Source organism: Cognatishimia sp. MH4019 (assembly GCF_020177595.1).
Lineage (GTDB): Bacteria > Pseudomonadota > Alphaproteobacteria > Rhodobacterales > Rhodobacteraceae > JAHTBL01.
The window spans coordinates 178,245-199,728 of record NZ_JAHTBL010000004.1 but is presented as its reverse complement, the minus strand read 5'-3'; the positions used below and the strand labels follow the sequence as shown (position 1 = coordinate 199,728).

The window sequence follows — 21,484 nt, the reverse complement described above, 5'->3', positions numbered from 1 at the left end:
CATTTGACGGAACGTCACAGCCGTCCCATCATCCACTCACCCTGCGAGTGAGCGGGAACTGCCAAAGTGCAGGTCTGGGAGGACTTCACGATGACAACGACTGCTGCGTCCGAAGGGGCGTTGGTCTCTATTCCGCATCTTCTTGCGCGCAACGTGTCGGCGTTTGGCGACAAGCCCGCTTACCGCGAGAAGGAGTTTGGTATCTGGCAAAGCTGGACCTGGCGCGAGGCCGAGGCCGAGATCAGGGCCATTGCGCTTGGCCTGTTGGAATTGGGCGTTGAGAAAGGCGACTTCATCGCCATCATCGGGCGCAATCGGCCGGCGATGTACTGGTCGATGGTCGCCGCGCAGATGTGCGGTGCGGTGCCTGTGCCTTTGTATCAGGACGCTGTCGCCGAAGAGATGGCTTATGTGCTGGAGCATTGCGGCGCGCGCTTTGTGATCGTGGGTGATCAGGAGCAGGTCGATAAGGTCATCGAGGTGCAGGAAACCGTGACTGGGATCGACCAGATCATCTATCACGACCGCCGGGGCATGCGGAAGTACGACCACACCCATATGAACGCGCTGGGCGATGTTCAGGCGACCGGTAAGGCCGCCCATGAGCGCTTCGACAAAGAGCTGGACGCACGCTGGCAGAGCCTTGGGTATGACGATACCTGTGTGATGCTTTACACCTCTGGCACGACGGGACGGCCCAAGGGCGTGGTTCTGTCGAACCGCAATATCATCGAGACCTCGAAGAACTCTGCCGAGTTCGACAACTTGCTGCCGGGAGACGAGGTTTTGGCCTATCTGCCTATGGCGTGGGTCGGTGATTTCATCTTTTCCATCGGACAGGCTTATTGGACCGGGTTCTGTGTGAACTGCCCCGAAAGTGCGGGCACGATGATGACCGATCTGCGCGAGATCGGGCCGTCTTACTATTTTGCGCCACCGCGGATTTTCGAGACGCAACTGACCAACGTGATGATCCGGATGGAGGATGCAAGCCGCTTCAAGAAGTGGCTTTTCCATACATTCATGGCGCATGCCAAAGAGGTTGGCCCGAAACTGCTCGATGGGCAAAGCGTGAGCGGTATGGACAAGCTCAAATATGCGCTGGGCAATCTGTTTGTATACGGTCCGTTGAAAAACACGCTTGGACTTTCCAAGGTGCGCGTCGGTTATACGGCGGGGGAAGCGATTGGCCCGGAACTCTTTGATTTTTATCGCTCTTTGGGGATCAACCTGAAGCAGCTTTATGGCCAGACCGAAGCGTCGGTCTTCATCACGCAGCAAAAAGACGGTGAGGTGCGGTCGGATACCGTCGGCACACCGACACCCGGTGTGGAGTTGAAAATCGCCGATAATGGCGAGGTCTATTACCGCTCTCCGGGCGTGTTTGTGGAGTATTTCAAGAACGCCGACAGCACTACTGATACAAAGGATGCGGAAGGCTGGGTCGCCACGGGGGACGCGGGGTTCATCGAGCCAGAAACCGGTCAGTTACGTATCATCGACCGGGCCAAGGACGTGGGCAAGATGGCCGATGGGCGGCTCTTTGCGCCGAAATATGTAGAGAACAAGCTCAAGTTCTTCCCCAATATTCTGGAGGCTGTGGTCTTCGGGGCTGACCGTGCGATGTGCACAGCATTTATTAACATTGATCTGACCGCCGTCGGCAACTGGGCAGAGCGCAACAACATCGCCTATGCCAGCTATCAGGAACTCGCGGGCCATCCGCAGGTTCTGGCGACCATCCAGTCCCATGTGGAAGAGGTCAATGAGAGCGTGGCGCAGGACGAAATGCTCTCAGGCTGTCAGATTCACCGTTTTCTGGTCCTCCATAAGGAGCTGGACGCCGATGACGGCGAAATGACCCGCACCCGCAAGGTGCGCCGCCGGATTGTGGAGGAGAAGTTCGCCGACTTGATTAACGCGCTTTACGACGGCTCCGAGACGGTCTCGACGGTGACGGAAGTGACCTATGAGGACGGGCGCAAAGGGTCGATCAAGGCAACGCTTGAGCTGCGCGACGTGAAAGTCCTGGCAGATCAACAGCAGATAGCGGCGGAGTGATTTCATGCGCGAAAACAAGCGGGTAGCATCATGAAAGACATGGCTGACGGCTACATCACCGAGGATGGGCGCAAGATTGGCGGCGTCATGATGGAGATGAAGAACATCACGCTGCGGTTTGGTGGGGTGGTGGCGATCAAGGATATCTCTTTCGATATTCGCGAAGGGGAAATCCGCGCGATTATCGGGCCGAACGGGGCGGGCAAATCCTCGATGTTGAATGTCATCAGTGGCTTCTATCATCCGCAAGAGGGCGAGGTTTGGTTTCACGGGAAGAAACGCCCTTCGATGAAGCCCTATCAGGTGGCCCAGCAGGGCATCGCGCGGACGTTCCAGAACATCGCCTTGTTTGAAGGCATGAGCGTTCTGGACAACGTGATGACGGGCCGTCTGACGCATATGAAAACCAACATGTTCCAGCAGGCGATCTGGTGGGGCAAGGCGCAAGCCGAAGAGACCGCGCAGCGCGAAAAAGTCGAGAAAATCATAGACTTCCTTGAAATTCAGCACATCCGCAAAACCCCGGTGGGGCGGCTGCCTTACGGTCTGAAAAAGCGGGTCGAGCTGGCCCGCGCGCTGGCCGCCGAACCCAAGCTCTTGCTGCTGGATGAACCCATGGCGGGGATGAATGTCGAAGAGAAGGAAGACATGTCGCGCTTCATCCTGGATGTGAATGACGAATTCAGCACCACCATCGCCCTGATCGAGCATGACATGGGCGTTGTGATGGACCTGTCAGACCGCGTGGTCGTGATGGATTACGGCAAGAAAATCGGGGACGGCACCCCCGATGAGGTGCGCAACAATCAAGACGTGATCGACGCATATCTGGGGGTGGCCCATGACTGATTTGAGCGCGGACAGCCCGTATGGTTTGCGTCTGGTTCGGGTATGGCTGGCGTATGGCACCTGTATGGACATATTGAACGGAGGCGTCGATGCCTGATCAGTTTCTCTTTGGGGTCGAGGTTGTCCTGAACGGCCTCATGGCGGGGGTCCTTTACGCGCTGGTCGCCCTAGGTTTCGTTTTGATTTTCAAAGCGTCCGGTATCTTCAACTATGCGCAAGGTGTGATGGCGCTGTTCGCAGCGCTCACCCTCGTCGGGATCATGGAAGGGCAGGTGCCGTTTGCGCATCTGATCAACGCGATCTTCGGCACGGAGGTGCATTACTTTGGCTGGAACGTGCCAGCGCTGGCGGCGATACTATTAACCATGGTGTTGATGATCTTCTTTGCCTGGGCGGTGAACCATTTCGTGATGCGCCATCTGGTGAACCAAGAGCCGATCATTCTGTTCATGGCGACCATTGGCTTGGCCTATTTCCTTGAAGGGGTCGGGGATCTGATGTGGGGCTCCGAGATCAAGAAGCTGGATGTGGGCCTGCCGCAGGGTGCCTCGATCTGGGTGGAGGAGAATACGGCCTTCCTTGGCACCGACAACTTTTTCGGGTTCTTCATCGACAAGCTGGATATGGTTGCCGCTTTGGTCGCGGCTGTGCTGGTCATCGCACTGGTCGCGTTCGCGCAATACACCAAGCAAGGCCGCGCGATGCGGGCGGTGGCGGATGACCACCAGGCGGCATTGAGCGTGGGTATTTCGCTCAACTTCATCTGGGTGCTGGTCTGGTCGCTTGCAGGCTTCGTGGCACTGGTCGCAGGCATCATGTGGGGCGCGAAATCGGGCGTTCAGTTCTCGCTTTCGCTGATCGCGTTGAAGGCGCTGCCAGTGCTGATGCTGGGCGGATTCACCTCAATCCCCGGCGCGATTGTCGGCGGGTTGATTATCGGGGTCGGCGAAAAGCTCTTTGAGTTCACCATCGGTCCCATGATCGGGGGCGCGACCGAAAACTGGTTCGCCTATGTGCTGGCGCTGTTGTTCCTCGTCTTCCGGCCTCAAGGGCTGTTCGGCGAAAAAATCATCGAGAGGGTGTGACCATGAGCAAGCTGATTGCGATTTTGAATGTGGTGGCTTGGTCGGGCTTTTGGGCTTTTGGCTATCTCGCGCTGACGGCTGATCCGGCGAATACCGGACAGATGATGACGGCGGTGATATTGGCCGCTGCTGGCGCTGCCATCGGCATTTTCGCGTATTTCTGGCTGGTTCGACATGCCGAGGCGAAGGGCTATGCCAAGCGCGCGAACCGCGCCACGCCCACTTATGACGACGAGGAGACCGCCTGATGTTTTACCGCGAGGCAGGTGATTTCAAGACGTCCTATGTGGATGACAGCCAGACCTTTCCCATCGCGTTTGATCGGTATCGCTATTATTTCGTGCTGGTCGTCGCCTTCGGGATCATCCCGTTCATCATCAATGATTACTGGGCCAATGCGGTCATGGTACCATTCCTGATCTACGCGATTGCCGCGATTGGGCTGAACATTCTGACGGGCTATTGCGGGCAGGTGTCACTGGGCACCGGTGGCTTCATGGCTGTGGGCGGATACGCTTGCTACAAGCTCATGACGGCATTTCCGGATGTCTCGATCATGATCCATCTGCTGCTGGCGGGCTTCATTACGGCAGGGGTGGGCGTGCTCTTTGGCCTGCCATCCTTGCGCATCAAAGGGTTCTATTTGGCGGTGGCCACACTGGCGGCGCAGTTCTTCCTTGTGTGGATGTTCAACAAGGTGCCGTGGTTCTACAACTACTCGGCCTCTGGCCAGATCAGCGCGCCGGAGCGGTTTGTGTTCGGCGTGCCCGTCACCGGCCCGAATGTCGAGGCTTGGGCGAAATATATGGTGTGCCTTGTCTTTGTGACGGGCTGCGCGTGGCTTGCGCGGAACCTGACGCGGGGCACCATTGGGCGGTCGTGGATGGCGATCCGCGATATGGATATCGCGGCTGAAATCATTGGCGTGAACCCGTTGAAAGCCAAGCTGACGGCCTTTGCGGTTAGTTCCTTCTTCATCGGCATCGCGGGGGCATTGCTGTTTGCCGTCTATCTTGGCGCGGTCGAAGTGGGCGAGGCGTATGGCATCAACAAGTCGTTCCTTGTGCTGTTCATGATCATCATCGGCGGCTTGGGCTCAATCTTCGGCGCGTTCGCAGGGGCGGCGTTCATGGTGCTGCTGCCGGTGCTTTTGAAGAACGTGCTGGTCGGCGGCTTGGGATGGGACACGGCGCTGGCCACGCATTTCGAGTTCGTGATCGTCGGCGCGTTGATCATCATCTTCCTGATTGCTGAACCGCACGGGCTGGCGCAGCTTTGGAAGCTGGCGAAAGAGAAACTAAGACTGTGGCCGTTCCCGCATTAAGCGGCGGCAATCAGAAATGGCGCGAGGCCCCGGATCTGGTCCGGGGCGGGATCGCTGAAACAGAGATCGGGGTGCACCCCGGCAGACATTAACTGGAGTTCCTTAGGGAGGAGACCAAAATGAAAAAGAGACTTGCAACAATGGCCGTGGCCGCTGTGATGGCGGCAAGCCCTGTGCTGGCGGACCTTGTGTTCCCGTCGCTCAGCTACCGCACCGGACCTTACGCGGCGGGCGGTATTCCGTTCGCGGATGGCTATGCCGATTACTTCACGCTGCTGAACGAGCGGGATGGTGGCATCGGTGGCGTCATGACCCGCGTCATCGAATGTGAGACGGGATACAACACCGAGAAGGGCGTGGAGTGCTATGAGGCAACCAAGGGCGAAGGCTCGCTTGTGTATCAGCCGCTGTCCACCGGCATCACCTATCAGCTGATCCCCAAGGTCGAGGCTGACGGCATCCCGCTTCACACGATGGGCTATGGCCGGACCTCGGCTGCCAACGGCAAGGTCTTCAACAACGTCTTCAATTATCCCGCGAACTACTGGGATGGGGCGTCGATTGCCATCAAGCACCTGCTTGAGGAGAACGGTGGGGATATCTCAGGCAAGAAAATCTCGCTGGTCTATCACAACTCGGCCTACGGCAAGGAGCCGATCCGCACACTGGAGGAGCTGTCCTCCAAGCACGGTTATGAGCTGACAACGATTGCCGTCGACCACCCCGGTCAGGAGCAGAAATCCCAGTGGCTGCAAATCCGCCGCGAGCGTCCGGATTATGTGATCATGTGGGGCTGGGGCGTGATGAACCAGGTCGCCATTCAAGAAGCCGCCAACATCCGCTTCCCGATGGAGAACTTCATCGGCGTCTGGTGGTCCGGCTCGGAAAATGACGTGCTGCCTGCGGGCGAAGCGGCGAATGGCTACAAGTCGCTGAACATGCACAACATTGGCACGGATTACCCGATTTACGCCGATCTACAGCAATATGTGATCGACGCTGGTAAAGCAGCAGGTGCGGGCGATCAGGTTGGCACGGTGCTTTATAACCGTGGTTTCTATGCGGCAATGCTGGCGGCTGAAGCCGCTCGCAAAGCGCAGGAAATCCATGGTGAGACCGATATCACGCCTGCGATGATGCGCGACGGCATGGCCGCGTTGGAGATGACCGAGGAGCGCATGGCCGAGCTGGGCATGCCGAACTTTGGGCCGGCCTTCAGCGTGTCTTGCGAAAACCACGGTGGATCGGGCCAAGGCAAGATCCAGCAGTGGGATGCAGTTGCACAGGAGTGGAACATCATCACTGATTGGATCACGTCCGACAAAGACGTCATCCAGCCGCTGATCATGGAAGATAGCGAAGCGTTTGCGGCGGAGAACAACATCACGCCTGCTTGCGCAGACAGCTAAGATAACGGCCCCGGTCCGCTTGACGGCGGGCCGGGGACTTTGAGTATTTTTGCAAAGGTGAAAGCCCATGCTGGACGCTGGAAAGACCGAAGAGACGCTTCTTGAGGTCAACAATATCGAGGTGATTTATAATCACGTGATCCTCGTGTTGAAGGGCGTGAGCCTGAGTGTACCGAAAGGCGGCATCACCGCTTTGCTGGGCGGCAATGGCGCGGGTAAGACCACGACGCTCAAGGCGATTTCCAACCTGCTGCATTCCGAGCGCGGGGAGGTCACCAAAGGCTCGATTGAGTATCGTGGGGCGCCGGTGCAGGACAGCTCTCCGTCTGATCTGGTGAAGCGGGGCGTTATTCAGGTCATGGAAGGGCGGCATTGTTTTGAGCATCTGACGGTTGAGGAAAACCTGCTGACCGGCGCTTATACGCGGCGCGACGGGCGCGGGGCGGTGGATGCGGATCTGGAGCTGGTCTACAATTATTTCCCGCGGCTCAAAGAGCGGCGGAAAAGCCAGGCGGGGTATACATCGGGCGGGGAACAGCAGATGTGCGCCATCGGGCGGGCGCTCATGAGCCGCCCTGAGACGATCCTGCTGGATGAGCCGTCCATGGGGCTGGCCCCGCAGTTGGTCGAAGAGATTTTCGGGATCGTGAAGAGCCTGAACGAGAACGAAGGCGTGAGTTTTTTGCTGGCCGAGCAAAACACCAATGTGGCGCTGCGGTTTGCGCATTATGGCTACATTCTGGAGAGCGGGCGCGTCGTGATGGACGGGCCTGCGGCAGAGCTGCGCGAGAACCCCGATGTGAAGGAGTTCTACCTGGGCATGAGCGACGAGGGGCGTAAATCGTTCCGTGATGTGCGGTCTTACCGGCGGCGTAAGCGGTGGCTGTCGTGAGCCATTTCGACGACTTTGAGACGCGGTCGGCGGACGCGCGAGAGGCGGCTCAGTTGGAGGCGCTGAACGGGTTGCTGGATGCGCCCCTGTCGGATTTGGGCGAGCTGGCGTCTTTGCCAGTGTTTCGCAAATCTGAGCTTGCGGAGAAGCAAAAGGCTCAGCCGCCGTTCGGGGGGCTGACCGTGCGCAATGCGAGCCATGTGTTCCAGTCGCCGGGGCCGATTTACGAGCCCGGTGGGAACAGTAAGGACTGGTGGCGGTTCGGGCGGTTTCTGCACAGCCTTGGTATCGGGCAAGGCGACGTGGTTCAGAATTGTTTTGGCTATCATCTGACGCCCGCTGGCACGATGTTCGAGAATGGCGCCCATGCGGTGGGGGCGATGGTTTTACCTGCGGGGACGGGGCAGACCGCATTGCAGGTTGAGGCGGCGCTGGCGGTTGGCACCACGGTTTATGCTGGCACGCCGGATTATCTGAAGGTGATCCTTGAAAAAGCCGATGAAATGGGTGTGACGCTGGGCATCACCAAGGCTGCGGTCTCGGGCGGGGCGCTGTTTCCGTCTTTGCGTGACTATTACACGGGTCGCGGCATCACATGTCGGCAGTGCTATGCCACGGCCGATCTGGGGCATATCGCTTACGAATCCGAGGCGATGGAAGGGATGATCGTGGACGAGCATGTCATCGTCGAAATCGTGACCCCCGGCACGGGTGAGCCGGTCACCGAAGGCGAGGTGGGCGAGGTGGTCGTGACCGCGCTCAACCCGGATTACCCGCTGATCCGCTTTGCCACTGGCGATATGAGCGCCGTACTGGCGGGGCAAAGCCCCTGCGGGCGTACGAATATGCGCATCAAGGGCTGGATGGGACGTGCGGATCAGACGACGAAGATCAAGGGCATGTTCGTGCGGCCCGAGCAGGTTGCCGCTTTTGTCAAAGCGCATCCTGAAGTCACGCGTGCGCGGGTGATTGCCACGCGCGATGGCGATGCGGATGTGATGACCGTGCGGGTTGAAAGCCCCGGCGGGGAGTACGCGGGCGCGGTTCAGGACATGCTGAAGATGAAAGGCGTGGTTGAAGTGGTCGCTCCGGGAAGCCTTCCAGCGGATGGCGTTCTGATTGAGGATCAACGGACCTACGACTAGGGCTTGATTTCATTGGACGCGCATATCATATTCTGAAAAACGAATATGAATGGAGTCGCTGATGGAAACGAGTTTCACTCCCCTGATGTCGCTTGCGGGCGGGGCGCTGATCGGGCTGTCTGCGGTGTTGTTGATGGCAACGCTGGGCCGGATCATGGGCGCGACAGGTGTGCTGACCGGCGTTATCGTTCCCTACACGCGCAGCGATTGGAGTTGGCGGGCCGCGGTGCTGGCGGGCATGATCTCGGCCCCTGTACTGGCGGCGTTGGTGACCGGGTTTCGGCCTGAGATTTCGGTTCCGGGAACGCCGCTGATGCTGGTCGTTGGGGGCTTGATCGTAGGCGTCGGTGTGACGTTTGGTGCGGGCTGCACCTCGGGTCATGGCGTTTGCGGGAACGCGCGTCTGTCGCCCCGGTCGCTGGTGGCGACGGGTGTGTTCATGGTGGCAACGGCGGTGACAGTGTTTGTCATCCGGCATGTGGTGGGGGGCTAGGAGATGCGATTGATCCTCGGCTATCTGATCGGCTTGATCTTTGGCACCGGCATCCTGATTTCGGGCATGGCGAACCCCGCGAAGGTGCTGAACTTCTTTGATGTTTTCGGCACATGGGATCCTAGCTTGGCCTTCGTGATGGGGGGCGCTTTGGTGGTGACTTTTATCGGCTACCGCGTGGTTCTCAAGCAACCGAGCCCGCTGGCGGACAGCAAATTCCACCTGCCCACCAAACACGACATCGACGCGCGGCTGATTGCCGGTTCGGCGATGTTTGGCGTCGGGTGGGGCATCGCAGGCTTTTGCCCAGGCGGCGCGCTTCCGGCTTTGGGAACGGGCAATGCTTCGGTTATGATTTTCGTCACAGCGCTTGTTGTTGGCATCTGGGTCGCGACATGGGCCGGGCGGCGCATTCTGGTCGCGGCATAAGGGAGAAACGTGATGGACTATCCTGTGAAGATGGACGTGAAGCCCAAAGTGACGGGCTTTTTCGACGAGGCGACAAATACGATTTCCTATGTGGTGCAGGACCCTGCCTCAACGGCCTGCGCGGTGGTCGATAGCGTGATGGATATCGACTACGCGGCGGGCCGGATCACCTATGAGCATGCCGATCAGATCATCGCATTTATCCGCAAGAACGGGTTGGAGCTGGAATGGATCATCGAGACGCATGTCCATGCCGACCACCTGTCCGGCGCGCCGTATATCCAGCAGGAACTGGGCGGCAAGATCGGCATCGGGGAGAAGATTACCGTCGTGCAGGACGTCTTTGGCAAGGTCTTCAACGAAGGGACGGAGTTCCAGCGGGACGGCTCTCAGTTTGATGCGCTTTTCACTGACGGCGACACCTACCGGATCGGCGGGATGGAGGTCTTTGTGATGGCCACGCCAGGTCACACGCCCGCCTGTATGGTTCATGTGATGGGCGATGCGGCCTTTGTGGGGGATACGCTTTTCATGCCCGATGGCGGCTCGGCCCGGTGCGATTTTCCGGGTGGGTCGGCAGAGGAGTTGTATGACTCGATCCAGAAGATCTTGAGCCTACCCGACGAGATGCGGCTTTTCATGTGCCACGATTACGGTCCCAACGGGCGCAATATCGCGTGGGAGACCACCGTGGGCGATGAGAAGGCGCACAATATCCATGTCGGCGGCGGAAAGACGAAAGAAGAGTTCGTAAAGTTCCGCACCGAACGGGATGCGCAGCTAGATATGCCCAAGCTGATCATCCCGTCCTTGCAGGTCAATATGCGTGCCGGTGAAGTGCCGACCGATAAGGACGGCAATCCGATGCTTAAAGTGCCGGTGAACGGCCTTTAATCGACACAGCTGGCCAGAGAGTCTGCCATTGCTTTCAGAAGGTTCGGGTAAAAGTCCGGACCTTGTTCGATCGTGGTGCCAAGCGGGTCGATCTCGACGGTCTTGGCGTCTGTACCTTCGAGAACCGTGTCGATCATCCGCGTGTTGAACTGCGGCTCGGACATCGCGCAGGTCACCCCACGCTCGGTGATTTCGGCGCGCAACTCGGCGATGCGGGCGGGGCTGGGATCAACAGCGTCGCCCTGGCGGATGGCGCCGAGCGGGGTAAGGCCAAAGGGTAGTTCGAAATACTGATAGGCGTCGTGGAAGACAACATAGCTGGCGTTTTGAGCGCCGCTGAGCGTTTCGGTCACCTCAGCCTGAGCGGCGCTGATTTCAGCGCGTGCGGCTTCAGCATTGGCCGCATAGGCGGCTGCGTTATCCGGGTCGATCTCGGACAGGGCCGCTGCGATTGTATCGGTCCAGAGCAGGGCGTTGGCCGGGTCGAGCCAAGCATGGGGGTCGACGCCGCTGTGGTCATGATCGTGATGGTCGTGGCCTGCATGGTCGCCATGATCGTGACCTGCATGCTCTTCCTCTTTGCCGTGATCGTGGTCGTGATCATGCCCGGCATGCTCTTCTTCTTTGGCATGGTCGTGGTCATCATGGTCGTGACCGGCGTGATCGTCATGCGCGTGGTCGTCATGGTCATGGTCATGGTCATGATCGTGACCGGCGTGTTCTTCTTCCTTGGCGTGATCGTGGTCACCATGGTCGTGACCCGCGTGATCTTCGTGGCCATGGTCGTCGTGATCGTGGCCGTCATGATCACCGGCATCCAACGTCGCCGTTTCCCGGAAGTCGTGCAACACGGTGCCTTCGACCTCAAGCAGCTCAAGTTTCTGCGCGTCGCCTCCCAGAGCTTCCAGCGGGCCTTCGAGCCAGGGCGTCAGCGACTCGCCGATCCAGATCACAAGGTCGGCCTCATCCAGGGCCTTCGCCTCGGACGGGCGCATCGCGTGACCGTGGGGGGAGGCGTTGGCGGGCACGATCAAATCAGGCGTGCCGACGCCATCCATCACACGGGCAGTCAGGGCATGAACGGGCAGGATGTCAGTGGCGACGCGCGGGGCATCAGCATGAGCGGTGAGCGGGGCAAAGATCAGAATCAGCGGTGCGATATGTTTCATGAAACCTGTTATGTTATACTGTAACATATCGCGCAAGCTGGAAACCTCACGGCTCTGTGCGTTGGCTGGATTTTCGCCCCGCACCGCCCCACATTAGACTTAACGAAACCCATGAAAGGATATCGCATGGCACAGAAACGCGCCGTTTTGGCTGGAGGTTGCTTTTGGGGCATGCAGGACCTGATCCGCAAGCTGCCCGGGGTCACTGCGACCCGTGTGGGCTATACCGGTGGGGACGTGCCAAACGCGACCTATCGCAATCACGGCACTCACGCGGAAGGGATCGAAATTCTGTTCGATCCAGAAGTGATCTCGTACCGGCGTCTGCTGGAGTTTTTCTTTCAGATCCACGATCCAACCACACTGAACCGGCAAGGCAATGACCGGGGCATGTCTTACCGGTCGGCCATCTACTATGTCGACGAGGATCAAAAGGCCGAAGCCTTGAACACGATTGCGGATGTAGAGGCGTCGGGCTACTGGCCGGGCAAGGTCGTGACCGAGGTTGAGCCTGTTGGCGCATTCTGGGAAGCAGAGCCAGAGCATCAGGATTATCTGGAGCGTATCCCGCACGGCTATACCTGCCACTTCATCCGCCCCGACTGGGTTTTGCCCCGGCGCGACGCTGCGGAATAGTGCGCCAGCCCCAAGAACGGATTGGCCTTGGCGGTGGGTGCCATTGGTGTACTGAAGCGGTGTTTCAAGCGCTCGCCGGGGTCAGTTCGGTGACGCAGGGGTTCATCGCGAGTGCACCACCGGATGACAGCTATTCCGAAGCGGTCGATCTGATGTTTGACCCGCAGGTGCTTCCCCTGGAGGCGCTTTTGGAGGTGCATCTGCGGACCCATGCCAGCCAGTCCAATCACAAGATGCGCGGAAAATACCGCAGCGCGGTTTATGTGCATTCCGATGCGCAGGCGATGGTGGTCGCGACAGCTCTGGCGGGTTTGCAGGAGGGCTTTGAGGCCCCGCTTGTCACGCGGGTCCTGCCATTCAGGGCCTTCATACCCTCTGAGCCGCGCTATCAGGACTATGCTGCACGTTATCGCGGAGGACCGTTTTGCGAGCGCTATATTGATCCGAAGCTGGATATGCTTCGCAAAGAATATGTTGCCTTGTTGCGATCGGCATAAGAAAGCAAACGCGCCCGATACCCGCATAGTTCCCAAAAAAATCCTTTATTTAAAACGGTTTAATATAGATTAAACGAGAGTGTTTTTTCGGAACCATATGTCATCTCCCTCGGTTAGCCCGACATATCGCTGTTTGCGCAGCTCAACTGGAGGACGACCAAGATGAAACACTTTATGACCACGACTGCCGCTGCTTTGGTGCTTAGCACTGCCGCTTATGCAAATGAGACCATGGCGACATTCCAGGATACGGAATTCGACGCCGAAACCCATCTCAACGCGTCTGAGTTCATTGGCATGCGCGTCTATGCATCCGAAGCGCAGATCGAAGGCACCGTTGCCGAAGGCGGCGAGACCGAGTGGGATGATATCGGTGAGATCAACGAGCTCATTCTGACCCGCGAAGGCAGTCTTGAATCGGTGATTGTCGGCGTCGGCGGCTTCCTGGGCATGGGCGAAAAGGATGTCGCCATGGGCATGGATCAGATCAAATTCGTCGCCGAAGAAGGTGAAAGCGGTGAATTCTTCCTGGTGGTGAACGCGAATGCTGCCGGTGTTGAAGAAGCGCCGGAATATGAGCGCGTGTCGACCAGCGGCGGTTGGAGCGACAATGCTGATGCAACGGACGAGTCGGCAGAGATGAACAAGACCGACGACGCTGCTGAGATGGAAGCCGACACCGCGACTGAAACAGCGGATGCCGGAACCAGCGCCGAGACGGAAAACGCCGACGCTGAAATGGCAAAGGCCCCTTCGGTCGAGCGTGAAGGCTATACCACCGTCGATGCGGCTGATCTGACCGCTGACGATCTGACGGGTGCGCGGGTCTATAGCACCAATGATGAAGATATTGGCGAGATTGGCACTTTGCTGCTGACCGATGATGGCAAGATGGACCGCGCCGTTCTTGACGTGGGTGGCTTCCTTGGCATTGGCGAAAAAGACGTCGCCGTGCAATTCGACGAATTGCAGATCATTCGCAGCGAAGATGGTGCCGTGCGTGTCTATATCGACAGCACTCAGGAAGCGCTGGAAGCAAAGCCTGAATATCAGGGCTAAATATATGTGCAGGCCTTTGCCATTCGGTTGGGTCTCGCACGTCTGACGGAAAGGCCGCTCTTCTTATCAGAGAGCGGCCTTTTTTCTGTGTCAGATGATCGTATGTCCGTCGGCGATCAGCGCGTCATGGACGGCGCGAATGTGATCCGGACTGATCTCGCAACATCCGCCGATGATCGTGGCCCCTTGCGCTGCCCATTTCGAGGCAAAGGCGGCGTAATCCTCTGGCCCGAGGTCCTGCCGTTTGGTCAGCGCATCGACCGTGGGGGCATGTTGTAGAAACCCATCCGAGATCTTGGTGAAGCCGTTGGCATAACCGCCAAAGGGCAGGTCGCTGGTCGCAAATATGTCCATCGCGGCGGCCATCACTTCGGGGGCGGAACAATTGGCCAGGATCGCGGCGGCACCAGTTTGCGCGACGCTTAATGCGTCGGCCAGCGGCTCTCCAGAGCGCAGCTTGCTGCCGTCCTGATCATCAAGCGTGAAGGCCAGCCAGATGGGCGTGTCGATATCTTGTGTCGCGGCAAGTGCGGCACGCGCGGCATCAATGGAAGGGACGGTTTCAAACCCGATAACATCCACATGGGGGGCTAGTGCTTGTGCAAGCTCGGTATAAAGCGGTGTCGCTTCGGCCATGGGTGGATGCAGATCGGCACGATAGCTGGCAATCAGCGGCCCGATAGAGCCGAGGATGCGCTTGCCCGGATGGGCATCGCGGGCCGCTCTCGCCTCGGACAGGGCGGCGGTGATCAGATCGGGCAGAGGCGTCGTGACGCCTGCCAGTTCCAGCCGGTCGTGGTGCAGCGCATAAGTATTCGTGGCAATGACTGTCGCACCGGCATCATAAAAGTCGCGGTGAACTTCCTCGACCAGACCGGGATGGTCGATCATAACACGGGTCGACCAAAGCGGTGTCGGCTTGTCGCCTGAGCGGTGCACCAGTTCCTGGCCCAAGCCGCCATCCAGAAGCGTTATCTGTGCCATTGTCTCCTCCCAAAGACAAAAAAGCCGCCCGGAAAGGCGGCCTTTTTAGCGATATATTGCGTGGATCGGCGCGGGCAATCAGCCCTGACGCGCTTTGAACCGACGCTGTGTTTTGTTGATCACATACACACGGCCCTTGCGGCGCACGACACGACAGTCGCGGTGACGCTGCTTGAGCGAGCGGAGCGAATTTCTGACCTTCATGGGTCTTCTCCTTTTTCGCGGCGCGTCCCTGCGCCTGGGGTTTCAAAATCATGGTGGGCACTACTGGGATTGAACCAGTGACCCCTTCGATGTCAACGAAGTGCTCTACCGCTGAGCTAAGCGCCCATGATACCGCCAGCGACACATATCAGGTCCCTAAAACAAAAGGGACGCGAAATGCATCGCGTCAGGTGTGGGGTCTATAAAAGGAGTCGATCAGGGGATCAAGGGCTTTTGGACTTTGATTGAATCAGTCTATGTTTAAAGCACCATAGCAGGAACGACGATGCCCAAATACGCTTTCACATTGGACACGCCCGAGGTGCAGACAACATCTCTTGTCTTTGCATCGCCCCATAGCGGCGCAGACTATCCGGATGCCTTTCTGAAAAGCACCGTTCTGGACAAGCGCACGATCCGCTCGTCCGAGGATGCCTTTGTGGACGAGCTTTTTGCCAGCGCGCCCAGCTTTGGTGCACCGTTTCTAAAGGCTGGTGCACCGCGTGCCTATCTGGATTTGAACCGATCCTGTGACGAACTGGACCCGGCCTTGATCGAGGATGTGCGCAAGATCGCCCATAATCCGCGCGTTGCGTCCGGTCTGGGTGTCGTCCCGCGTGTGGTGGCCAACGGGCGTGCGATTTATCGCGGCAAGCTGCCGCGTCATGAGGCGCGCCACCGGATTGATGCCTATTGGCGCCCCTACCATGAAAAACTGCAGAGCCTTCTGGATATGACGCAATCGCAGTTTGGCGAGGCTGTTCTGATTGATTGCCATTCCATGCCGCATGAGGCGATCGACACGATTGCCCGCGGCGCTACCACCCGGCCTGAGGTGGTTCTGGGCGACCGGTTTGGCGCGTCTGCCCGGTCGGACATCGTGGACCGGGTCGAGGCGGCGTTTATCCATGCAGGCCTGCGGGTCGTGCGCAATGCGCCTTTTGCCGGTGCCTACATCGCGCAAACCTATGGCCGCCCGTCGCGTGGGCAGCATGTCGTGCAGATCGAGATTGATCGCGCGCTTTACATGAACGAATACGCGGTCACAAAGTCAGCTCATTTCGAGGATTTCCGCGCCGTTCTGACATCGGTGATTGCGGAACTTGTCACGATTGGCGAGCAATCCATGCCGCTGGCTGCCGAATAGCAGCAATTTGAATAGACGCCCGAAATGGGTGGGCTGCGTGGGGTGTCGCGCGGTATAGCAAGGTATGTTGTTTCCTCTCCCTTCCGACGATGAACTTTACCGCGCGCTTTTGGAGCGTGATCCGCTTTATGACGGGCAGGCTTATGTGGCCGTCCGCTCGACCGGGATCTTTTGTCGGCTGACATGCCCTGCGCGCAAACCCAAGCGCGAGAATTGCCAGTTCTTCGAGAATATCGGCGCGTGTCTGGAAGCCGGGTATCGGGCGTGCAAGCGGTGCAAGCCGATGGGGCCACAGGCCAAGCAGGACCCGGTGATCACGCGTTTGATGGAGGCTTTGGAGGCCGCGCCGGATCGGCGATGGTCTGAAGGCGACATCGTTGCGATGGGGATTGATCCCTCGACCGCGCGGCGCGCGTTTCAGCGTCAGTTCGGGATGACTTTCCTGAAGATGGCGCGGTTAGAACGGCTTCGGCGGGGTTTTGAGGCGATGCAAGGCGGTGGGCGCGTGATTGATGCGCAGCTTGAGGCGGGGTTTGACAGTCAGGCGGGTTTCGCCAATGCGTTTGCCAAATTGCTGGGCCAGCCCCCCGGTGCGCTAAGCCGTGATCCGATGATGCGCGCCCATTGGATCGACACGCCTTTGGGGCCGATGATCGCGGTGGCCGACAAACGGGCGTTGCATCTGCTGGAATTTGCGGATCGCAAGGCGCTGCCCAGTGAGCTGAAGCGGCTTTACAAGGATTGTAAATGCCTTGGGATTGGGCGTTTCGGTGTCCACGAGCAGGTCGAGGACGAGCTGAATGCCTATTTTATGGGCAAAACTGCGCGGTTCAAGGTTCCTCTGGCTTTGCGGGGCAACGACTTTACCCGCCGTGTCTGGGAGGCGTTGCTTAAAATTCCGGCAGGCGAGACGCGCAGCTATGGCGATCTGGCGAAAGCGCTTGGCCAACCAACCGCGACGCGGGCCGTTGCGCGGGCGAACGGGGCCAATCAGATCGCGCTGATTGTGCCATGTCACCGCGTTATTGGCGCTGATGGATCGCTGACGGGCTATGGTGGCGGGCTGTGGCGCAAGCAGCAACTTATTGAAATAGAGCGCAAATACCTACCTTAACGCGCGGCCCTTGATGATGGCATCAGCGCCGAATTTCTTGCGGATCTCATCGGCGGCGCGTTCTGCGTCGGTGCGTTTGGCGGCCTCCGGATCCAGCAGATCGCCGCTCAGATCGGCCTCGGTGTCTTTGGTAAGATCGCTGATGCCGACGCCCAGAAGGCGATAGGGGCCGCTGTCGGGCGTTTGGTCAAAGAGGTCGCGTGCGGTGCGGTAGATGCGGTCAGCCATTTGCGTGGCGTCCCGCAGGGAGGTGCGCCGGGTCAGCAACGAATGGTTGGCGCGCTTGAGCTTCAGCGTCACGACGCGGCCCGCCAGCCCTTTGGCCTTGGCGCGGTCGCTGACCTTTTCGGCCATGCGCCAGATATGCCCGTCGAGAATGTCGGGGTCGTTGGTGTCGTCGTGAAAGGTCGTCTCGTTGCTGATGGACTTCATTGGCGAATGGGCCGACACCCGGCGGCGGTCTTCGCCACGCGCGAGGTGGTAGAGCCGGTCGCCCATGGAACCGAACCGCGCATGCAGATCGCGCCTGTCCCAGCGCAGCAAATCTGAGAAAGTGCGGATGCCCGCCTTGTCCAAAGACGCTTGCCCCGCAGGCCCGATCCCCCAGATCATGCGCACGGGCTTGTCGCGCAGAAAAGCGTCTGTCTCGGCTTTGCCAATCACGGAAAACCCACGCGGCTTATCCAGGTCAGAGGCAACCTTGGCCAAAAACTTGTTGTGGCTCAAACCGATGGAGCCGGTGATCCCGATCTCGTCTTTCATGCGTCTGGTGAGCCGCGCCAGCATCACAGCGGGCGGCGCGCCGTGCAGTTTGGCGGTGCCGGACAAATCCATGAACGCCTCGTCCAGGGAGAGGGGTTCGATGGCGGGGGTGAGTTCCTCCATCAAGGCGCGAACCTGTTTTGAAACCTCGACATAGGTGCTCATCCGGCCGCGCACGATGACTGCGTCGGGGCACAGTTTCAGCGCCTTGAACATCGGCATTGCGGATTTCACGCCACGGATCCGCGCGATATAGCAGGCGGTGGAGACAACGCCCCGCCGCCCGCCGCCGATGATGACGGGTTTGTCGCGCAGTTCAGGATTGTCGCGCTTTTCGACGGAGGCGTAGAACGCATCACAATCCATATGGGCGATGGTCAGATCGAAAAGCTCGGGATGGCTGCGCACACGCGGAGAGTTACAGGACGGGCAGCGGTTTCCGTCCTCGAATTGGGTCAGGCAATCTCGGCATAACGCGGGCATGGGAGGGTGATACGCCTCTTTGCCGCGCCGCACAATTCGGTGGCGTTTGAGGCGTGTCGCAGGCAAGGTTGGTCCATGACGGTTTTGATTTTGACGTCGGTGCGTAACGAGGCACCGCATCTGCTTGAATGGATCGCGCATCACCGCGCGATGGGGGCGGAGTTTCTGGTTTTTTCCAATGATTGCGAAGACGGCACGGACACGCTTTTGGATGCGTTGCAGGCGGCTGGGATCGTCCGCCATGTGCGGACACCGGATGGTGACAAGCCCCCGCAATGGCGGGCGCTGAAAGCGGCGGAGGGGTTGGTCGATGCGGACTGGGTGCTGCATCTGGATTGTGACGAGTTCATCAATCTGCGCGCGCCGCTGGGCAGTTTCGCGGACCTGATTGAGGCTTTGCCTGCGGATACCGATGCGGTCGCGCTGCGCTGGCGGCTATTTGGTCATTCCGACCGGATCGTGACCAGCGACGGCTTGACGATGGAGCGGTTCACCGAAGCCGCGCCCGAGGATTGCGCCTTGCCGCTGTCATGGTTCTTCAAGAGCCTTTACCGTGCGGCGGGATTTCAGAAAGCCGGCGTTCATCGGCCCAAGCAGAAGAAAGGCTCTGCCCCTGCGTGGGTGAACGGAAGCGGGGAAGGCCTACCTGCGGATTTTGCGCGCGATGACGGGCGGATTAACCTTTACGGAACAGAGCATGGCTCTGCTTTTGTGCAGCTTAACCACTATTCAATCCGCTCTGCGCAGGAGTTCATGGTCAAGCGCTATCGGGGATTGCCGAACCGCACCGGTCGCGAGATTGGGTTGGCCTACTGGGCCGAGCGGAACTTCAACACCGTGCATGATGAAAGCATCTTATGGCGGCTGGAGCAGACACAGGCCGCCTTGACCGATCTGCGCGCGATCGCGGGTGTTGCCGGGATCGAGTCCAAGGGGCGGGATTGGCACGAGGCGCGTTTTGCGGCGGCCATGACGGACCCGGCAGAGGTGCAGCTATACTGGCATTTGCAATTGGCGGGCACCAGCACGCCGCCCAGCCCTAATGCGGTGCGCGCGCATTTGAAAAGGCGTCAAGACAACCAGTCTTGACGGCACCGAACTGAGTATCGGCTTAGTCTGCGCTGTCTTCAGGCGTTTCCGTCAATCGCCGCACGAAATGCTGGCCTGTCTGCTCAAACATCATCCGGCGGGCGTATTTCATTTGGCCCACCTCGCGCAAAATCTTGTGCTTGCGGTAGTGGATCGTGAAAATCTCACGGTCTTCGGGCAAGGGTTCGCCGCGTAGTTTGCCGCCGAGGATGTAATGCTGTTCCTCGGGGAGGACGTTCCATTTGAGGCCTGCGCGCTGGATCGCGACGGGCAGGCTCATCTGATCGAGATAGGGGCGGCGTTTTTCCAGTGTCTCGATCTTGTCGATTTCGCGGGCGGTGTCATACCAGACGTCCGGAAACCGCCCGCCTTTGCCAGGCTTTTCGGGGAAGATCACGAAACCGGCGCTGAAATACGGGATCACCGGCTTGGCGGAGCGGCGCATCAGGTGCATGCGTTCTTCGGGGATCGGCATGTCGAACGCGCCGTAGATATCGTCCCAGATGGATTGCTCGGCCCAGACCATTGAGGCCGCCATGGAACAGCTGACATGCCCTGCCTTGGCGATATTGGCGACGGCGTTTTTGCGCAAAAACAGCACATCGCTGTCGACGAACGCTGAGTACTGGCTGTCGCGGGGCTGCATGGCGGCGATGATCTTGTTGCCGTGGGGGTAGGGTTCATCCCACATGCCTTCGGTCTTCATCGGGCGGATTTCGCCGCCCATGATTTCGTGCGCTTTGAAGACCGCCGGATGCACCTCGTCCATCCGGTGCTCCGGCACATAGCCGATGCAGGCGACGCTTTTGGGAAAATGCGTGCGGATGGAGGCCAGAAGAGAGCAGGCCAGAATGTCGTATTCCGGCGGCTCGACGATATAGGTGAGGGTCAGGCGAGGCGTGGCCATCGGTCTATTCCAGCGCGTCGGCTGGGTTCACGCCGGTTTGTTGGCACATGCGCCAGGCATAGGAGTTCTCAAGCGGGACATTCTTGCGCCACCATGGTTTTGTACCGTTGGTATAAAGGTGCACGGACAGGGTGTTTTCGGTGAAATGCCCTTCGACCCGGCCATGGGGATCGTAGAAAATGTCGTTCAACTGGAACGGCACCGGGTAGAGGTAGTCGTTCGTCAAAGCATGCTCTATCGCGCCGGTTTCGCGGGCGAAATAGGTGAAGGCTTGCGGGCCGAAGGCGGTGCGTTCGGCTTTGTAGATCTTCACGGCATGGGGCAGGCTTTCATCCTGACGGCCCAGCTTGCGCAATTGGTTCTTGTTGAACCATGGCGGCGCGGGCGGCAGGTTGTCGTAATAATCCAGCAAGCGGTCCATCAGTTCCCCGGTTTGGGGGATCGCGACGACACCGCAGTTCAGCGCGCCGCGAAAGCCATGACCGGCGAAGATATATTCCATCTCATCGGGGAAGGGCTTGTGGCAGAAGGCGTCGCAATCAATCCAGATCGCGCCGGTCTTCTGGATCATCTTGTAGCGGAAGACGTTGGACAGGAACGAGGCCGAGGTTTGTTCGACGATATCCATGGGGATATCCATAATCTCGGTCGCTTTGCGGACCTCGACGCCTTCGGGAACATTGCTGACCTCATCGGTGCAATAGAGCGTCGTGGGGTGTCCGGCTTGCACATGGCTCAGCAGGCAAATCTGGTTGAGGTATTGCAGCTTCTCGCCAATCCACAAAGAAGCCACGGGACGCCGAACGGGTGTTGTCATGTTTACTGCCCTTGCTTGTCTAGGGCTGCACTATG

General features: G+C 59.0%; 23 protein-coding genes and 1 tRNA gene. 17 read left to right on the top strand and 7 right to left on the bottom strand.

Annotated elements, in window-relative coordinates; genetic code table 11:
* The first annotated feature begins 90 nt into the window (after positions 1 to 90).
* From KUW67_RS09105 to KUW67_RS09055, 11 genes are all read left to right on the top strand, one after another.
* A complete protein-coding gene (locus KUW67_RS09105; protein ID WP_224824977.1) occupies positions 91 to 2,061 on the top strand; it encodes an AMP-binding protein in 1,971 nt (656 codons plus the stop codon).
* A gap of 30 nt (positions 2,062 to 2,091) precedes the next feature.
* A complete protein-coding gene (locus KUW67_RS09100) occupies positions 2,092 to 2,910 on the top strand; it encodes an ABC transporter ATP-binding protein (RefSeq protein WP_224824976.1) in 819 nt (272 codons plus the stop codon).
* 89 nt (positions 2,911 to 2,999) lie between these two features.
* Positions 3,000 to 3,995, top strand: coding sequence for a branched-chain amino acid ABC transporter permease (locus KUW67_RS09095; RefSeq protein WP_224824975.1), 996 nt, complete (start codon positions 3,000 to 3,002; stop codon positions 3,993 to 3,995).
* A 2-nt stretch (positions 3,996 to 3,997) separates the two neighbouring features.
* Complete coding sequence (locus KUW67_RS09090; RefSeq protein WP_224824974.1) at positions 3,998 to 4,243, top strand: hypothetical protein; 246 nt, start codon at positions 3,998 to 4,000, stop codon at positions 4,241 to 4,243.
* The gene (locus KUW67_RS09085) at positions 4,243 to 5,319 is read left to right on the top strand and encodes a branched-chain amino acid ABC transporter permease (RefSeq protein ID WP_224824973.1); all 1,077 of its coding nucleotides are present in this window, start codon (positions 4,243 to 4,245) and stop codon (positions 5,317 to 5,319) included. The genes KUW67_RS09090 and KUW67_RS09085 overlap by 1 nt, the downstream gene beginning before the upstream one ends.
* A gap of 119 nt (positions 5,320 to 5,438) precedes the next feature.
* The gene (locus KUW67_RS09080; protein ID WP_224824972.1) at positions 5,439 to 6,728 is read left to right on the top strand and encodes an ABC transporter substrate-binding protein; all 1,290 of its coding nucleotides are present in this window, start codon (positions 5,439 to 5,441) and stop codon (positions 6,726 to 6,728) included.
* A gap of 67 nt (positions 6,729 to 6,795) precedes the next feature.
* Complete coding sequence (locus tag KUW67_RS09075) at positions 6,796 to 7,620, top strand: ABC transporter ATP-binding protein (protein WP_224824971.1); 825 nt, start codon at positions 6,796 to 6,798, stop codon at positions 7,618 to 7,620.
* Positions 7,608 to 8,765, top strand: a complete 1,158-nt coding sequence (locus KUW67_RS09070; RefSeq protein ID WP_224824970.1) for a phenylacetate--CoA ligase family protein — start codon at positions 7,608 to 7,610, stop codon at positions 8,763 to 8,765. Before KUW67_RS09075 ends, KUW67_RS09070 begins: the two co-directional genes overlap by 13 nt.
* Positions 8,766 to 8,826: 61 nt before the next feature.
* Positions 8,827 to 9,258: a YeeE/YedE family protein gene (locus KUW67_RS09065; protein WP_224824969.1), complete on the top strand. Its 432-nt coding sequence runs from the start codon at positions 8,827 to 8,829 to the stop codon at positions 9,256 to 9,258.
* A 3-nt stretch (positions 9,259 to 9,261) separates the two neighbouring features.
* Positions 9,262 to 9,687: a DUF6691 family protein gene (locus KUW67_RS09060; protein WP_224824968.1), complete on the top strand. Its 426-nt coding sequence runs from the start codon at positions 9,262 to 9,264 to the stop codon at positions 9,685 to 9,687.
* Positions 9,688 to 9,696: 9 nt separating this feature from the next.
* Complete coding sequence (locus KUW67_RS09055) at positions 9,697 to 10,581, top strand: MBL fold metallo-hydrolase (protein WP_224824967.1); 885 nt, start codon at positions 9,697 to 9,699, stop codon at positions 10,579 to 10,581.
* Here the strand turns inward: KUW67_RS09055 and KUW67_RS09050 are convergent.
* On the bottom strand, positions 10,578 to 11,750 hold the full coding sequence (locus KUW67_RS09050; protein WP_224824966.1) for a zinc ABC transporter substrate-binding protein: 1,173 nt from the start codon (positions 11,748 to 11,750) through the stop codon (positions 10,578 to 10,580). The genes KUW67_RS09055 and KUW67_RS09050 overlap by 4 nt on opposite strands.
* Before the next feature lie 126 nt (positions 11,751 to 11,876).
* On the opposite strand from KUW67_RS09050, the gene msrA reads away from it, so the two are divergent.
* From msrA to KUW67_RS09035, 3 genes are all read left to right on the top strand, one after another.
* On the top strand, positions 11,877 to 12,386 hold the full coding sequence (gene msrA / locus KUW67_RS09045; protein WP_224824965.1) for a peptide-methionine (S)-S-oxide reductase MsrA: 510 nt from the start codon (positions 11,877 to 11,879) through the stop codon (positions 12,384 to 12,386).
* Positions 12,386 to 12,883 (top strand): peptide-methionine (S)-S-oxide reductase, encoded by a 498-nt coding sequence (locus KUW67_RS09040; protein WP_224824964.1) that lies wholly within the window; start codon positions 12,386 to 12,388, stop codon positions 12,881 to 12,883. The genes msrA and KUW67_RS09040 overlap by 1 nt, the downstream gene beginning before the upstream one ends.
* A 162-nt stretch (positions 12,884 to 13,045) precedes the next feature.
* Complete coding sequence (locus tag KUW67_RS09035) at positions 13,046 to 13,942, top strand: PRC-barrel domain-containing protein (protein ID WP_224824963.1); 897 nt, start codon at positions 13,046 to 13,048, stop codon at positions 13,940 to 13,942.
* A 90-nt stretch (positions 13,943 to 14,032) separates the two neighbouring features.
* Here KUW67_RS09035 and KUW67_RS09030 read toward each other — a convergent pair whose 3' ends face one another.
* The 3 genes from KUW67_RS09030 to KUW67_RS09020 form a co-directional block, all read right to left on the bottom strand.
* On the bottom strand, positions 14,033 to 14,926 hold the full coding sequence (locus KUW67_RS09030; protein WP_224824962.1) for a homocysteine S-methyltransferase family protein: 894 nt from the start codon (positions 14,924 to 14,926) through the stop codon (positions 14,033 to 14,035).
* A gap of 78 nt (positions 14,927 to 15,004) precedes the next feature.
* Positions 15,005 to 15,130, bottom strand: coding sequence for a type B 50S ribosomal protein L36 (ykgO, locus tag KUW67_RS09025; RefSeq protein ID WP_010141322.1), 126 nt, complete (start codon positions 15,128 to 15,130; stop codon positions 15,005 to 15,007).
* A gap of 51 nt (positions 15,131 to 15,181) precedes the next feature.
* Positions 15,182 to 15,256 (bottom strand) — tRNA-Val (locus KUW67_RS09020).
* A 160-nt stretch (positions 15,257 to 15,416) separates the two neighbouring features.
* Here KUW67_RS09020 and KUW67_RS09015 point away from each other — a divergent pair.
* Positions 15,417 to 16,277, top strand: coding sequence for an N-formylglutamate amidohydrolase (locus tag KUW67_RS09015; RefSeq protein WP_224824961.1), 861 nt, complete (start codon positions 15,417 to 15,419; stop codon positions 16,275 to 16,277).
* A 64-nt stretch (positions 16,278 to 16,341) separates the two neighbouring features.
* Positions 16,342 to 17,391 carry a bifunctional transcriptional activator/DNA repair enzyme AdaA gene (locus tag KUW67_RS09010; protein WP_224824960.1) on the top strand — a complete coding sequence of 350 codons (1,050 nt, stop codon included), beginning with the start codon at positions 16,342 to 16,344 and terminating at the stop codon, positions 17,389 to 17,391.
* On the opposite strand, the gene KUW67_RS09005 is transcribed toward KUW67_RS09010, so the two are convergent.
* Positions 17,383 to 18,636 carry a DNA polymerase IV gene (locus KUW67_RS09005; protein ID WP_224825146.1) on the bottom strand — a complete coding sequence of 418 codons (1,254 nt, stop codon included), beginning with the start codon at positions 18,634 to 18,636 and terminating at the stop codon, positions 17,383 to 17,385. The genes KUW67_RS09010 and KUW67_RS09005 overlap by 9 nt on opposite strands.
* A gap of 75 nt (positions 18,637 to 18,711) precedes the next feature.
* On the opposite strand from KUW67_RS09005, the gene KUW67_RS09000 reads away from it, so the two are divergent.
* Positions 18,712 to 19,725 (top strand): glycosyltransferase family 2 protein, encoded by a 1,014-nt coding sequence (locus KUW67_RS09000; protein ID WP_224824959.1) that lies wholly within the window; start codon positions 18,712 to 18,714, stop codon positions 19,723 to 19,725.
* A 22-nt stretch (positions 19,726 to 19,747) separates the two neighbouring features.
* On the opposite strand, the gene KUW67_RS08995 is transcribed toward KUW67_RS09000, so the two are convergent.
* Together KUW67_RS08995 and KUW67_RS08990 are read right to left on the bottom strand one after the other, a co-directional pair.
* The gene (locus tag KUW67_RS08995; RefSeq protein WP_224824958.1) at positions 19,748 to 20,632 is read right to left on the bottom strand and encodes a hypothetical protein; all 885 of its coding nucleotides are present in this window, start codon (positions 20,630 to 20,632) and stop codon (positions 19,748 to 19,750) included.
* Positions 20,633 to 20,636: 4 nt separating this feature from the next.
* The gene (locus KUW67_RS08990) at positions 20,637 to 21,449 is read right to left on the bottom strand and encodes a hypothetical protein (protein ID WP_224824957.1); all 813 of its coding nucleotides are present in this window, start codon (positions 21,447 to 21,449) and stop codon (positions 20,637 to 20,639) included.
* Positions 21,450 to 21,484 lie beyond the last annotated feature (35 nt).